Genomic DNA, 14,253 nt, shown 5'->3' with positions numbered 1-14,253 from the left:
TCACTACTTTTTCTTTAAATTTCTTTTTGCTCTTTTTTGACCTAATATTACTGCCAATACTGTTAAAGGTATCGCTCCAAGGCAAACAACCCAATACCAGATAGTGGATTGGGAGCTTTGATTTTCTGAATTAGAACTAATTATTTGTGGATTATAATTCGTAAATAATACCTTTACAACTTTATCTGTATTTGCACCATAGAGATTATTTTCATCTTTTTTAGAAAAGTCTAATGATTTTTTGTGGTCAATTACTTTATCTTGCATCTGTTCTTTTACAACTTGATTTATTTTAGGAGTAAAAAGTTCATTACGAATCGGAAAATCTTTTGTTGAACTTAGACCTCCGTCAGAATTAGTAATAATATTAGAATTAAGCTGTAGATTACCGTCATCATCAGCATAACTTTTTATTCCTACTACTAAATTTAGACTTACAAGCAGTACAGTAAACGGAAAAATTTTTTTATTCATATTTTTTCTTAATAAAAAGACGCCAGAAAAGCCAGCGTCTTATTTAGATGATTCTTAGAACCCAAAGCTTTGTGCATCTTGTGCATCACGTTCAGCAACGGTATCTGCATATTTGTTCAATTGTTGGTTAATGCTTTCAAGAAGATTTTCAAACTGAACAACGCTTTGATGAAGTTGGTTATATTGCTCAAGGTAGGCTTGGAAGGCTTGACCTTTCCATTCTTCAGCAATAGTATTATTCATTGAATTTACTTTTTGAATCGCTTGGTCAATTTCTTCTTTAGATTGAATGTAGACTTGAGCTTGACTTTTGAGTTCCTCTGGTGTTACTGAAATTTGTGCCATGATACGTTCTCCTTATAAACTTTCTATAGTTTACTCGCAAATAATATGATTGGTATTCAAAAAAAAACAGAATTTGTTGCAAGTATTCTACTCGTTACGCTTACATTTTACCAACTTTACTACATTTTGCCAATAACTTACTGTATTTTTCTGTAATGTTTTTTTAATTTATGATAAAAAATGTGATTTACTCGATAAAACAACTTAAAATGCTTATGTACTGGCTTTTTTAAAAATTTCAGACTATTTTTTTATTATAATAAATACATATATGTCCTTTTAAAGATATAAAAAGATTAAATTAACAATCGTTTTAGTTATATTTTCACTTCTTAAGTATTACAAACAATACAAAAAGACACAAAAAAGACCTATCATTAGATAAGTCTTAACTAATTATTCAGCAATCAAAGTTTCCAAACCAACTTTTATCATGTCTGTGAAAGTCAATTGACGCTCTTCAGACGTTGTTGATTCTCCTGTCAAAATATGGTCAGAAATTGTCATAATTCCCAAAGTTTGAACTTTATGTTTTGCCCCAAGATAATAAAGACCGGCTGCTTCCATTTCGACAGCCTTCACACCAAGTTTTCCAACTTTAACTGCATCTGGTCCACCGTAGAACAAATCAGAACTAAGAATATTCCCCACGTGAGTTGTAATTCCGAGGTCTTTTGCAATATGATAAGCCTTATCAAGCAAATCAAAATCAGCAATTTGCGGGAAATCAAAATCAGGAAAATCATGGCGGACAATGGCTGAGGTTGTTGCCGCTGCCTGACCAATGACAAGGTCACGAATATGAACATCTTCATTGACAGAGCCTGCAGTTCCAACACGAATCAATCTTTTCACACCATATTCTGTAATCAATTCATTAGCATAGATTGAGATTGAAGGAATTCCCATTCCTGTTCCCATGACAGAAACACGGTGGCTTTTGTAAGTTCCAGTAAAGCCAAGCATTCCGCGAACTTGGTTAAATTGCACAGCATCTTCAAGGAAGTTTTCTGCGATAAATTTTGCGCGAAGTGGATCTCCTGGTAAGAGAATTTTATCTGCGATTTCGCCTTTTTGAGCTTCGATATGTGGTGTTGGCATTTTTAATTTCCTTTTCTTTTAATATAATTATCAAATTTACTGACAGAATTTTCGTCAGTAAGTTAAGAACTTAATTTTTCCAGCGTTTCAAACCTTTGAGTTGCATTGGATAAAGTTTTTTGAAAAGCCATTTTTGCATTTTAGGCATTGGATTATTATCCAAACCTTTTCGCCCAATTTCAAACATTTCATCAAAAGTAAGTTCTGGTTTAACAAAACGTCCTTGCATATAGCAATAGATACAGTAGTCTGCTGAAAATTCGCCGTTTGCTTCAGTTCCCTTATAAGAATCATCAGCAATTGGCATTCCGCAAAATTGGCAAAATGCTTTTTTAGTCATAAATAGATTTTTCTTTCTAATTCTGTCAGTAAAATTGACTGACAGAAGCACTTTATTTTAAACTAATGCATCCAAGAATGATTCACCCGTTTGAGCCTTCTTAACAGAGAAGTTTTCAGCAATAGTTGCTGAAATGTCAGCAAAATGTCCCACAGGTAAAACTTTAGGTTCTTTAAATGATTTAGAGAAAATTACGAGTGGAATATATTCACGAGTATGGTCAGTTCCTACGTATGAAGGGTCATTCCCGTGGTCAGCAGTAATCATCAACAAATCATCTTCTTTCATTGCATCAATAATTTCTGGCAAGCGACCATCAAAGTCTTCAATTGCTTTCCCGTAACCTTCAACATCGCGACGGTGTCCATATTTAGCATCGAAGTCAACTAAGTTTGTGAAAGAAAACCCTTCAGTAAATTCAGTTTTCGTCATTGCTTTAAGTAGACGGTCAACCCCATTCATGTCATTATGGTTATGACCCATATCATATTTAACACCTACTGTGTTGAAAATATCTGAAATTTTTCCGACTGAGTAAGTATCAATCCCTGCCTTGTAAAGTTTTTCTAATACAGTTTCAGCAAATGGTGAGAGCGCATAGTCACGACGTCCATCAGTCCGTTCAAAGTTTCCGGCTTCTCCAACATAAGGACGAGCAATAATTCGGCCAATCATGATACCAGAACCTTCCAGGGTAATTGAACGAACATATTCACAAATTTTATAAAGTTCTTCACGAGAAATAACCTCTTCATGTGCAGCAATTTGTAAAACAGGGTCAGCTGAAGTATAAATAATCAACTCTCCAGTTTCCATTTGACGAGGGCCGAAATCTTCAATGACCGCTGTCCCAGAATAAGGTTTATTTGCTTCACGAATGATTTTACGACCAGAAAATTCTTCAATTTTTTCAAGTAAATCTTCTGGATATCCTTCTGGATAAGTTGGGAATGGCGTTTGAATATTCAAGCCCATAATTTCCCAGTGCCCAGTCATTGTATCTTTACCTTTTGAAATTTCTTCAAGTTTTGTGACATAAGCTGCTGGTTTTTGTGCAGCAGGAATCGTTTTGAGTGGACTTTCACGCGGGATATTTCCCCAACCTAATTTTTGAAGGTTAGGCACATCAAGTCCACGAATTTCTGAAATATGACCAATCGTGTCTGATTTAACATCATTAATTGCTTCATGCGTTTCAACGTCATGATTAAAGAATTTGTCAGCATCTGGTGCAGCACCAATTCCGACAGAGTCCATTACAACAAGATGAATACGACCAAATTTTTTAGGCATTATATCTCTCCATTTCTGATGCTATATCAATAGCAAAACTAACTAATTCTATTATACATAAACTATCCAAAAAAGGGCAGTCAAAGCTGTTAAGAAAAAGACATTCTTTTTGCCAAAAATTGCTTTTTTTAATAAATAGATGTCATAAAAAAACCATTGGATGTTTGACCAATGATTTTTATCTTTTTATTTTAAACTTTCTTGAAATTGTTCCTTAGCCAAATCAAGATTTGCTTGTGAAATCGCAGTGACTTCTGACTGACCTGCTACTTTGCTACTGTGGATATTAATTTTTTTAATACTTAATGCTCCACGGTAATTTAAAACTAAAGCCTTAACATTCCCAAAATTAAAACTAGTTTTAAAAACCTTAGGAAAGGCTGTCAAAATTTGACCATAATGTCTGATTAAAAGCAGAGGGCTTTTGAGTTTGCTGAGAACTGCCATTACAACTTCTTGCTGACGGGCAAAAGCTTTTTTTGTATCTCCGGTATTTAAACGAGTGAAATAAGCTGCCACTTCCTTGGTATTGTTTAAGGCAACGGTTCCTTGAGGAAACTTGAAACCTTGGGCAGTAAATTCATTAGCATTCTGAATAGATACACCACCCATCGCCTGAACTAATTCTCCCATTTGGTCTAAATCAATTCTTACAAATTTATTGGTCTTGACTTGAAAAAGATTTTCCATCTCTTTAATAACCGCTGCTTCTCCCCCAGAATTATAAAGAGTCAGCAAGCTTTGATTGTCTGACAGCAGAGCACTTGTCGAAAGATTGATAACCGTCGTTTGTTGCAGACGAGGATTCGTCGCTGCCATATCTGCCGAAACTAAGACGTCTTTCCCATCAATTTTACTTATTCCAAGAATGGCCGTCGTAAACGCCTCCTTCTTTTTTAAGGAAACAGAAGTCATTTGTGTTGGCGGATTCACATAAGCCTTCGTTACAGCTGTTTTCAAATCAAAATAAACTTTTCCACCAACAGCGCCTATAACAAGGACCAAAAACAAAAGCACAGCCAAAATTATTTTTAAAGTAGCTCTTTTCTTTTTTTTACCTCCACGTTTTAAGTGACTGTCATTTTCTTCAATTCTGGATTTACTCATTTTATTCTCCTTAGCCTGCCATAATTGATTCAATCAAATCTAAGACTCGATCCGTTGATTTTCCATCTCTAAATTTATACATTTTGTCAGTAAATCGTTGCCGTTTCAAATCATCATTCTCTGTTTCACCATTAACAGCCGCGATTGCTTTAATTAACTCCTCTTCATTTTTAGTAACTTGACCTGGAAATTCATTTTCATAATCAATCGTAAATCCAGGCTTATGTGAATAGGTCATTAAATCAGGACTATAAGCAATAATTGGTTTATTAAAGACCATCCAATCAATTGCAATCGCCGAATAATCTGTCACCAAAATATCTGTCACACAAAAAAGTGAAGAAATCAATTCATCTTGAATATACAAAACATGTTCATTTTTTTCATAATTTGAATGCTGAATAAGCGGGTGACTTTTGTAAATAATAAGATAATCATTTCCAACTGCCTGATGAACCTTCTCTAAATCAATTAGTGCTTCTTTAAAATGCGTACTAATTCGTCCTCTAAATGTTGGCGCATAAGTAATAATCTTCTTTCCCTTTAAAAGAGGATATTTTTCTAGTAATCTCTGAGAAGTCCGGTCAACAAATTTTGGGTCAAAAATCTTATCATTATTTGGAATTCCAGTCACAAAGACTTGAGCCTCTGTCACATTAAATGCACGCGCAAAAATTGGTTTTAAAAAATCAGAGTTAGCGATTGTATAATCATAATGATTAACGATATAATCTCGTTCCACATCATTTCCAAATTTTTTCAAAGCGCCTGTCGCATGCCATAACTGCAAGACTTTAACATTCTTACGATGTGGAAACTTGGAAACAACAAAATTATTATAATCAATAATGACTAAACGTGAACTCTCAATTAAAAACAACTGACGAATACAAGCATAGCCATATTTTATGTTTCCCCAAAGAGAAGATTCAAATTTGAACAAAACCGTCCGCAGTTCATATTTATCTTTTTGCTTCAAACGGTCATAAATTAACTTAAAATCTTTTGACAAATTATCATGCTCCAAAGAAATAAAAGTAATCCGATTCTTCTTCACCCTCATAATGAAGGCAAAAGGATAAAAAATTCCAAGAATTATTGTCAAAATAATTGATTTAGTTTTCATTAAAAATCCTCTTAACAACTTTAGAACAAGCTTCCCCATCATTCCATAAGTTAAATTTTTGATTAAAATCCTTCAATCGTTCAAAATCAAAATTTCCGTCATTAATTTTCATTAATAATTCTTCTTCTGTTTTGATGATGTCATTAGGTAAATCCTCAGGGACATTCAAATAAAAGCCCCTTAAGTCCTGCTCATATTGTTCAAAATCATACATATAAAAGTATATTGGGCGCTTTAACACCGCATAATCAAAAAATACACTTGAATAATCAGTAATTAAAATATCACTCAGTAAATAAGCATCATTAATATCTGAACTTGCTGACATGACAAAGACAAAATCACGCAATTCTTCTGGTACTTGATAAGCATTCGCTATCAAATAATGAGGTTTGAATAAAATGATAGTTTTATCATCCAATCGCTCCTTCCATTTATAAAAATCAACAGCCAAATCAAACTTATAACCCTTAATATCAAAAGAATTATCTCGCCAAGTTGGAGCATACAAAATAATTTTTTTGTCAGTTGGCAGACCATAACGAGTTTTTAAGTCCACTGGCTTATCTGTTGAACTATTTACCAAATAGTCCACTCGAGGATAGCCAACCTCTAACAGTTTTTCTTTCTCTATTTCAAAAGCACTGACAAAAACTTGACTAGAAAAAGTATTCGGTGAAATCAAATAATCCCACTGACAGCTATCTTGGTCATAACTTTTGAGCATCTGCTCATAAGATAAACGACTCCGATAATAAGTATTTCCATTATCAAAAAGATCATGACCTAAACGTTTCAAAGGCGTTCCATGCCAAGTTTGTAAGTAAAACTGACCTTTCTTTTTTTGATAATAAGTTGGCATCTTCGCGTTAAAAACCCAGTACTTCGCTTTGGTCAGTAAATAATAGTAGGTCAAAGAATTTAATTTAACAACTCTCGCCCCCAAAATCGACTCTTGCTTTTTAAAAGCCCAAACAAAACGATAATCAGCAAATTCTTCACTCTCTCTCATGTATTCAAAAAGATAACGTGGATTATCTGAATAAGATTTACCATTAAAAGAAACAAAAAGAATTAATCGGTCATCCATTCTTACAAATTTTCCTAAAATCCTAAGAAAAAGAGAAAGAATCGTTCTTAAGACCATTAACCTTGTTTTAACTAATAAACTTAACATTTTTTCTCCTTTCCATACGACTTTAAAATATCTGTTTACGAACAATGTTAATCAGTTTTTTCATTGGTACATTCGTCAGAAATGATTCCGATATTGCATCAATAATTTCTTGAGACTTTACGAGACTTTTTTCCTTACGTAATCCTTTGAGAAGTTGATTGATATCTCCATCTACTGGTTTTCCCACTATTTTCAATGATTGCTCGAAAGCTTTTTGAGAAATAATGATTAAGTTTGCTTCATCAGGCAGAAACTCGACTTTGATAAATTTCTTCTTTTGTAACAGAGAAATCCCCTCACCAATTTTCACATAAAGTTCTTCAGTCTCTAATGAGTTAGGATAAATAGAATGCTGCTTTTTCGTCAAACTTTCAAATTGCCACACAAGTTTGATTAGTTTTGCTGGATTTCCTAAAAATGATAATTTAGAAAAAATAAGCTTTAAATCATTCATAAAATCTTCGTCTCTTTTTCTTTTGCTAAGTCTTCATCATTATTTGAGTAAAGTTTCCCAATTTCTTTTTTTATATTTGATGAAGAAACTTTGCCACGCGGAAAATACATAATTTTTAGATTAGGAAACTCTTCTTTAAGAAAATCAAATTTCCCTTTCCAATCATCTCCCATTGCAAAAATATCTACATCAAACATATCAATATAAAGGCTCTTATCATTCCAAGATTGCTCTGGAACAACTAAATCCACATAACGAATAGATTCCAAAACATACTTTCTTGTATCATAATCTTGGAAAGCAGTTTTCCCTTTTCCTGCATTAAATTCGTCTGTTGAAAGCATAACAATCAACTTACTGCCCAAATTTTTAGCATTTCGTAACATATTCACATGACTCTCGTGTAAAATATCAAAAGTTCCCGCAACTAAGACTATTTTTTCTTTATCCATGTTTAGCTCTCTTTTTATTTAATCTTTATCTTTGATAATTAACCCTTCAATGATAGTGATAAATTCCGATAACGGAAATGTCCTGCTCCAACCATATGTGGACCTAATTCCAAATATTTTCCTTTGCATTTTAGCTCAATATTAATATGCTTCCATTTACCAGAACTTAGATTTTCAAGTTTGGAAGAATAAATTTTGGTCTCTTTAATTTCCCTAGTCACTTTGTCATCATAAGTCCAAACGTAGAAAAATGCATCGTTTAGGTGAAGAGCAAAGAGATTTTCAACCCAAACTTCCATTGACAACTCAAATTTATGCACTGTATTTACATCATTTGAAATCTGAATTGGCGAACTATGCAAAATTGTAAAACTCTCCATCGTCGTCCGATTAATCTCTAAAATTCCATTTTTGACAAAATATTCACCAGAATCATCCTGCCAGTATTTTTTCTCTTCACTGAAATCAGCATTTCTGATTAAATTATAACTAAGAGAAGCCTCTGAAATTTTCTTTGCTTTTTGATCATTATTTTTTTGTTGAGAAAAATGCTCCAACTGATTAATTTTAAAGTTATTAAAGGCATGCTGATACAGTTCTAAGAGACTATCATTAATGACTGGAATGCCTTTTTTTTGAGCATACTCATTAAATCTAATCCATACTTGACTGATATTATTTTTTCTTTTCGTTTCTTCTGAAAAATCTATTGTATTAACTAAAATAAGTGTCACCGGCAAAAAACGCTGAACAAAATCAATAAAATTATTGAAGGCTTGACACCAAATATTGGAATAGTCCAGATAGTCTTGAACCGATTGATTTGCACTCAATATTCTGCTAATTTTAGTATCAGAAAAAGCATAAGCCCTTTCCATGTCCTTGAAATTTCTTGTTAAGAAGCTTCCTTCTTGCGTTTCAACTCCCCCACAAAAAGCATCTCCGCAAAAATCTAACATTAAAATATCGGGTTGCGCCACAACCAAAGCACTCAAAGTGTCTTTATCTAACTCATCCAGTATTAGTTGAGCGTCATCAACGTTCAATTCTTTGCTTAACTGGTTAAAATCATACTCAACTGCCTTTGACATCAGAGAAATAAAAGACATATTTCTTCGATAAAGTACAATTTCAAAATCTCCTTGATTTTTTGGTCCATTCTTATCAAAAAGTTCTAATGATAAGCCCGAGCCAATAATAGCAACTCGCTTTTTCATCTCTCAATTTCCTTCTTTTTCAACTAAATCGTAGCTACCTTGCTTTATCATTCTTGCCGCTTTTCTAATTATAAAAATCACTCCTATTTCATCATTTTCCATTTTTTCTATTGATTTGCCACTTTGGGGACATGTCCAGACTCCCAGAGAAAGGGGAATTCATAGAGCTTACGACTACTTTCCTCCCTATTAACCCCTTTAATCCAACCATGCAAAAGCAACGTTCCTACACGATTCTTTCCTTGTACAAGCTCAGCACCCCCAGGTCCAACAATTTGATTTTTCAATGATGCCGTTGTGAGCAAAGCCCCCTGATATTGATAAGGTCCTGACAACTTTTTACTTATTGCATATCCTGTAAAATAATCAGCAGTGACATACGAACCCGCTGAAAATAGCAAAACATATGTTCCATCAGGTGCTTTGGTCAAATATGGCCCTTCAATCGTTGATACGATTCCTGCCTTCCCATTATCATTCGGATTTGCAACCTCTGTATTTGTCAAAAGTCTTTCTGATTTCCCTGTAACCGCCAAACCATTTTGACTTAGTTTTTGAAGCCACAAAGAACTCGTTTTACCAATCGCATTTCCATCATTTTTATAGAGAAGATAGTCCTGCCCATCGTTAGCCTGAAAAGTATCTGGATCAATCAGTCCACCCGCAGAATTATCTGTCGCCACGCGCTTTTCTTCCGCTTTAAATGGCCCTTGCGCCTTATTTGCCCATGCGACCCCAATAGAGCGTTTTTTCGACTTTTTATCAATAGCCGAAAAGTAAAGTAAATAACGTTTGCCTACTTGACTGATATGGGGTGCCCAAATACTCCCTTGTGCCCAGTCTGGTAACTTTGGCAAAGCATCTCCAACGATCTGATAATTTTTCCCTGACTTTGACCTCGCAAGAGGGATATTCAAACCGTCTGTCGATGTCGCATAAGCATAGTAAGTTCCTTTCTCATAAATCCCTGTTGGGTCTGGGAAACTATCTGTCGCAAGATTAATTTGTTCTTTCTGCCTATGCGGAAAAAAGAAACCGACCAAAAACAACACTCCCAGAAGCACAACAATACGTAAGATAACTTTGAAAGCTTTCATTTTATTTGAAATCATAATCACTTAAACAAACTCAGATTAACTGCATTCCCCATCACCTTATAGCCCGCATTATTAGGATGCAGGTGATCGCCACTGTCATAAATCGGATTAAATTCTTCCGAATTACCAGAAGCCACTAATACTTTGGCAAAATCAACCGTCCCATCAAAAGCACCACTCGTCAAAATCCAATGATTTACTTTCTGGCGAACTTTTTCTTTCTTCGCTGACCAAGTCGGATACCCTTTAAAAGGAGTAAGTGTTCCGGCAATAATCCGTACACCCGATGTATGTGCCTGATTGATTATTTTCTTATATCCTTCAATAATCTTATCGGCAGAAGCCCCAGTATTGATATCATTAATCCCCTCTAAAAGGATAATATCCTTGAGCGCAGGTCGATTGAGAACATCTCTATCAAAACGTGATAAAGCAGACATTCCAAAATATGTATTTTTTGCCGCATCCATTGGCAAATCTTTTAATACCTGATTTCCCGTAATCCCCTCATTGACGAGACTGAATTCGTTCCCTTTTTGAGAATTCAGTCTATTCATTAGAGTATCCGTATATCTTCCCTCATTCGTAGAGTGAAAGCCATCTGTCAGGGAATCCCCTAGTGCAACAATAGTCTTTGTCGCTCCCGCATCAGAAGCTTGCACATCAAGACTGTCAATAAACCACCAATTTAATGTTTTATGCCAACCTTGCGTACTTGTATTCGCCGATTGATTTGTTCCTAGCGTAATATAAGACGTTTCATTTGCCAACCAATGTCCGGTTTGCTCGATTGCCTTTGGTGTATAGAAAGTCACTGCTAACCTTGTTCTGGCTGGCACAGTTAGTTTAATCGTATCACTGAGCAATTCTTTTCCTTGGGCAATCGTTGTGTCCGACTTTCCTTGAAAAGTAATCGGTACATTTTTCCCAATGATATTTCCTTTTGCATCCGCAATCCCGATATAAGCATCTTCTATCTTCAAACCAGCATTACCAAAAGTATTTGTAAAGTTAATACGTAAGGCTGTACCACTCACATCAGTCATCAATAGATTGCGGATTGTTCCTGTGTAGTTATGATTCCCCATATCAACAGGCGAAGCGGCCCAAGTAGAAACCCAAGAACTAACCTTGTCATGTTTTGATGCATTGAGCGAAGTGACTTTGCCAGAAGGTGCTGTCGAACGAATTTTTTCGTAACCTAGCAAACCAATGAGCGCCACGATGAGGATAAGAATCAAACTAAGCCCAATTTTTAAAATTCTTGGTTGTCGCTTTTTTCTTCTTCTTGCTTTATTACTCATTGAACTCTTTCTCCACAGTCTTTAATGCTGCACCAAATACTTGGTCCATATCATAATATTGATAATTTCCAAGCCGACCACCAAAGATAACATTTTTAAGTTCAGTTGCTTCTTTGCGATATTTCTTGAAAAGCTCAGAGTTCTTTTCATCATTTACTGGATAGTAGGCTTCTTTTGTCCTATCCCAATCTTGTGGAAATTCCTTACTAATAATTGATTTCCCAGTATCTGCATGATTGTCAAAATGGCGCCATTCCATGACGCGTGTATAAGGCGTTTCAGCGTCAGTATAGTTAATGACCGCATTGCCTTGAACATTGTCAGCCTCATGCACTTCACTTTCAAAACGGACAGAACGATATTCCAATTCGCCATGTTTGTAGTCAAAGAAGGCGTCAATCATGCCTGTATAGATAGTTTTAGGAAATTCTGACAGATAAGTTTCTTTATCCGTCAAAAAGTCGGTATTGACTTTGACATCTATCAAATCTGACGCAAGCAATTTGTCAAAAATCGCGGTATAACCATCAACTGGGACGCCTTGATAACGATGATTGAAATAATTATTATCAAAAGTATAACGCACAGGCAGGCGACGAATGATGAAAGCAGGGAGTTCTGTTGCCTTACGTCCCCATTGTTTCTCTGTGTAGCCTTTGATGAGTTTGCTGTAAATGTCCGTCCCAATCAGTGAAATCGCTTGTTCTTCCAGATTTTTCGGTGCGCCTGAAATTCCAACGGCTGCTTTTTGCTCGGCAATTTTTGACGCAGCTTCTGACGGTGTTTTCACCCCCCACATCTGGTAAAAAGTATTCATGTTGAAAGGCAGATTATAGAGTTCTCCTTTGTAATTGGCAACGACTTGATTGATATAACCATTAAACTCGGTAAATTGATTGACATAGTCCCAAACTTCTTTATTGTCAGTATGGAAGATATGTGCGCCGTAATCATGGACGTTAATGCCCTGCTCTTTATGAGTGTACATATTCCCACCAATGTGCGTGCGTTTTTCAATAATGAGCGAACGTTTGCCACGCTTAGCAGCTTCGTAAGCGAAGATTGCACCATAAGGACCGCTCCCAACGATAAGATAATCATAATTTTTTGTATTAAATTGCACTTTTAAATTCTCCAGACTTATCTATATCTAATTCATTCATTTATTTTTCTTAAATATATTTTCTAATGATTTTTTAGTTTCACTATTTATCGGCTCTCTTATGAGTTTAGAAAATACTTCTACAAAATTTGAAAAAGTAAATGAACTATATCTTGTTTCTAAAAATTTGGGATGTTTTTTTGCAAATAATGCAACTAACCTTGTCCATTCCTCGATATATTCGAAGATCGACTCTTTCAAATTAAGTGAACTATCCCAAGGAAGTTGAACCCCATCATTTTTCAAATATTCTTCCCATTGTAATGTAGGAAGTAACAGATAGCATGAAAGAAAATGTGTATGTGGAAGAAAATTCATAGAGACATCAACCCAAACAGAATTTGCTCGCCTTGCCTGATTCATCCAGAATTGAATAGCAAAACCTTCTGAGAAACGATTTAGTACCGTTATTTTCACTTGATCATGCCTAAATAAAACAAGATGTCCGGCAGTACCATAAACACAAGCAACTTCTTTTGCTCCCGCCATGATTGCCACTTGCTCTCTAATTGAGTACTTTTCTGGAGAAATGATTTCATAGCCCTGAGAACGATAAAAAACTTCAAAGTAATCCTCATTTACCGTGATTCCATCAGAAAAATTCTTAGGTAGCGCCGTCCTTGTTAAATAGACTTTGTCAAACTTTTTAGGTTCAACACTATCACGGATTGCATCATAAATTTTCATCGCTTTATCTTTGAAGCCATCATAAGCAATCGTTGACTGTTCTGGAATGATAACTTCACTAAAACACGTTGGCTCCTTAATTAAAATGATTTGTTCTTTTTTCAAACCTAACATAAATAAAAAATCAAGATATTTAATTTCATTATTTGGAGCGATAAAAGCATATTTGGTACTAGAATCAGGATTTTCTAAAAACCACCACAATCTTCCAAGCGACTCTGTAAGAAAATGTCCAAAATGTGGATGAGCCACGCCGCAGTAAACGACTTTTTCTTCTATGACTTTTGGTTTATCTGATAAATTGTAACCCTTATCCACTTGACCTGTTTCATCAGACTTCCGTCTAGTCCTAATGTGGCCTGCAATAAAATTTCCTAAATTATCCATTACCCCACCTGACCAAGCAGAATAATTAGAATCTGACCTCACCGGTAAAATTATACCATTTGATAGAACTTGAACTTTTGTTTCATCTTGGATAAACCAATCATAAGTACTTCTTCCCACCCAACTTTCATAATTATCAGCAAAAACCTTACAACTTGTTAATTCATAACTCATCTTATCTCCTTGATTTTCAACTTTAGAAAATTTTATCCTTCTTTGGTATTGGAAGTTTTAAGATTTCCTTATATACTCGTTCAGAATTATTTTTATCTGTATATTTAAAGAAATTGTCAACCCTTTTCATATATTTTTCTTCCATTAAGCAATCATTATCAATATAATTTTGAACTTTATTAATAACCGATTCTATGGTGACACAAATCTCACCAAAGCCATCCTTTTCATATGAAAAATATTCTGGATTTTCCTCATCTTCCTCTTTTATAGAATGATAAACCCGAATTGCTAGTTAATTTCATTGGAAAATAAATAAGTCGTGCTATCCTAATCTTAAACCACTAAGCATTAGA

15 protein-coding genes are annotated in these 14,253 nt (G+C 34.8%); all 15 read right to left on the bottom strand.

Annotated elements, in window-relative coordinates:
- Positions 1-3 precede the first annotated feature (3 nt).
- Entirely contained in the window at positions 4-474 is a 471-nt protein-coding gene (gene essA, locus RSC39_RS11040; RefSeq protein ID WP_332537189.1) for a type VII secretion protein EssA, read from the bottom strand.
- Between the two features lie 54 nt (positions 475-528).
- Complete coding sequence (locus RSC39_RS11035; RefSeq protein WP_278227567.1) at positions 529-822, bottom strand: WXG100 family type VII secretion target; 294 nt, start codon at positions 820-822, stop codon at positions 529-531.
- Between the two features lie 393 nt (positions 823-1,215).
- Positions 1,216-1,920 carry a purine-nucleoside phosphorylase gene (gene deoD / locus RSC39_RS11030; RefSeq protein WP_332537187.1) on the bottom strand — a complete coding sequence of 235 codons (705 nt, stop codon included), beginning with the start codon at positions 1,918-1,920 and terminating at the stop codon, positions 1,216-1,218.
- A gap of 70 nt (positions 1,921-1,990) precedes the next feature.
- The gene (locus RSC39_RS11025; RefSeq protein WP_332537185.1) at positions 1,991-2,260 is read right to left on the bottom strand and encodes a zinc ribbon domain-containing protein; all 270 of its coding nucleotides are present in this window, start codon (positions 2,258-2,260) and stop codon (positions 1,991-1,993) included.
- Positions 2,261-2,317: 57 nt separating this feature from the next.
- Positions 2,318-3,553 carry a phosphopentomutase gene (locus RSC39_RS11020; RefSeq protein ID WP_332537183.1) on the bottom strand — a complete coding sequence of 412 codons (1,236 nt, stop codon included), beginning with the start codon at positions 3,551-3,553 and terminating at the stop codon, positions 2,318-2,320.
- Positions 3,554-3,739: 186 nt separating this feature from the next.
- The gene (locus RSC39_RS11015; RefSeq protein ID WP_332537181.1) at positions 3,740-4,660 is read right to left on the bottom strand and encodes an LCP family protein; all 921 of its coding nucleotides are present in this window, start codon (positions 4,658-4,660) and stop codon (positions 3,740-3,742) included.
- Positions 4,661-4,670: 10 nt separating this feature from the next.
- Positions 4,671-5,786, bottom strand: coding sequence for a CDP-glycerol glycerophosphotransferase family protein (locus RSC39_RS11010; RefSeq protein WP_332537179.1), 1,116 nt, complete (start codon positions 5,784-5,786; stop codon positions 4,671-4,673).
- Positions 5,776-6,963 carry a CDP-glycerol glycerophosphotransferase family protein gene (locus RSC39_RS11005; RefSeq protein ID WP_332537177.1) on the bottom strand — a complete coding sequence of 396 codons (1,188 nt, stop codon included), beginning with the start codon at positions 6,961-6,963 and terminating at the stop codon, positions 5,776-5,778. Before RSC39_RS11005 ends, RSC39_RS11010 begins: the two co-directional genes overlap by 11 nt.
- Before the next feature lie 22 nt (positions 6,964-6,985).
- On the bottom strand, positions 6,986-7,417 hold the full coding sequence (locus RSC39_RS11000) for a hypothetical protein (protein WP_063281329.1): 432 nt from the start codon (positions 7,415-7,417) through the stop codon (positions 6,986-6,988).
- Entirely contained in the window at positions 7,414-7,869 is a 456-nt protein-coding gene (gene tagD / locus RSC39_RS10995) for a glycerol-3-phosphate cytidylyltransferase (RefSeq protein WP_063281330.1), read from the bottom strand. Before tagD ends, RSC39_RS11000 begins: the two co-directional genes overlap by 4 nt.
- Positions 7,870-7,907: 38 nt before the next feature.
- Positions 7,908-9,086 (bottom strand): DUF6270 domain-containing protein, encoded by a 1,179-nt coding sequence (locus tag RSC39_RS10990; protein ID WP_063281331.1) that lies wholly within the window; start codon positions 9,084-9,086, stop codon positions 7,908-7,910.
- Positions 9,087-9,193: 107 nt separating this feature from the next.
- Positions 9,194-10,183 carry a glycoside hydrolase family 43 protein gene (locus RSC39_RS10985; RefSeq protein ID WP_332537172.1) on the bottom strand — a complete coding sequence of 330 codons (990 nt, stop codon included), beginning with the start codon at positions 10,181-10,183 and terminating at the stop codon, positions 9,194-9,196.
- Positions 10,184-10,200: 17 nt separating this feature from the next.
- Complete coding sequence (locus RSC39_RS10980; protein WP_332537170.1) at positions 10,201-11,487, bottom strand: SGNH/GDSL hydrolase family protein; 1,287 nt, start codon at positions 11,485-11,487, stop codon at positions 10,201-10,203.
- Positions 11,480-12,610 (bottom strand): UDP-galactopyranose mutase, encoded by a 1,131-nt coding sequence (gene glf / locus RSC39_RS10975; protein WP_332537168.1) that lies wholly within the window; start codon positions 12,608-12,610, stop codon positions 11,480-11,482. Before glf ends, RSC39_RS10980 begins: the two co-directional genes overlap by 8 nt.
- Positions 12,611-12,646: 36 nt before the next feature.
- Positions 12,647-13,897, bottom strand: coding sequence for a glycosyltransferase 61 family protein (locus tag RSC39_RS10970; protein ID WP_332537166.1), 1,251 nt, complete (start codon positions 13,895-13,897; stop codon positions 12,647-12,649).
- Positions 13,898-14,253: the final 356 nt, after the last annotated feature.

It is taken from the genome of Lactococcus sp., from assembly GCF_036648155.1.
GTDB classification, from domain to species: Bacteria; Bacillota; Bacilli; order Lactobacillales; family Streptococcaceae; genus Lactococcus; species Lactococcus cremoris.
The sequence above is the reverse complement of the archived record's forward strand: the minus strand, read 5'-3'. Positions and strand labels throughout refer to the sequence as shown.

Excerpts from the sequence above, each read along its gene's own strand:
- essA (WP_332537189.1), bottom strand. The coding sequence starts at position 474 with ATGAATAAAAAAATTTTTCCGTTTACTGTACTGCTTGTAAGTCTAAAT.
- deoD (WP_332537187.1), bottom strand. The coding sequence starts at position 1,920 with ATGCCAACACCACATATCGAAGCTCAAAAAGGCGAAATCGCAGATAAA.
- RSC39_RS11025 (WP_332537185.1), bottom strand. The coding sequence starts at position 2,260 with ATGACTAAAAAAGCATTTTGCCAATTTTGCGGAATGCCAATTGCTGAT.
- RSC39_RS11020 (WP_332537183.1), bottom strand. The coding sequence starts at position 3,553 with ATGCCTAAAAAATTTGGTCGTATTCATCTTGTTGTAATGGACTCTGTC.
- RSC39_RS11015 (WP_332537181.1), bottom strand. The coding sequence starts at position 4,660 with ATGAGTAAATCCAGAATTGAAGAAAATGACAGTCACTTAAAACGTGGA.
- RSC39_RS11010 (WP_332537179.1), bottom strand. The coding sequence starts at position 5,786 with ATGAAAACTAAATCAATTATTTTGACAATAATTCTTGGAATTTTTTAT.
- RSC39_RS11005 (WP_332537177.1), bottom strand. The coding sequence starts at position 6,963 with ATGTTAAGTTTATTAGTTAAAACAAGGTTAATGGTCTTAAGAACGATT.
- RSC39_RS11000 (WP_063281329.1), bottom strand. The coding sequence starts at position 7,417 with ATGAATGATTTAAAGCTTATTTTTTCTAAATTATCATTTTTAGGAAAT.
- tagD (WP_063281330.1), bottom strand. The coding sequence starts at position 7,869 with ATGGATAAAGAAAAAATAGTCTTAGTTGCGGGAACTTTTGATATTTTA.
- RSC39_RS10990 (WP_063281331.1), bottom strand. The coding sequence starts at position 9,086 with ATGAAAAAGCGAGTTGCTATTATTGGCTCGGGCTTATCATTAGAACTT.
- RSC39_RS10985 (WP_332537172.1), bottom strand. The coding sequence starts at position 10,183 with ATGAAAGCTTTCAAAGTTATCTTACGTATTGTTGTGCTTCTGGGAGTG.
- RSC39_RS10980 (WP_332537170.1), bottom strand. The coding sequence starts at position 11,487 with ATGAGTAATAAAGCAAGAAGAAGAAAAAAGCGACAACCAAGAATTTTA.
- RSC39_RS10970 (WP_332537166.1), bottom strand. The coding sequence starts at position 13,897 with ATGAGTTATGAATTAACAAGTTGTAAGGTTTTTGCTGATAATTATGAA.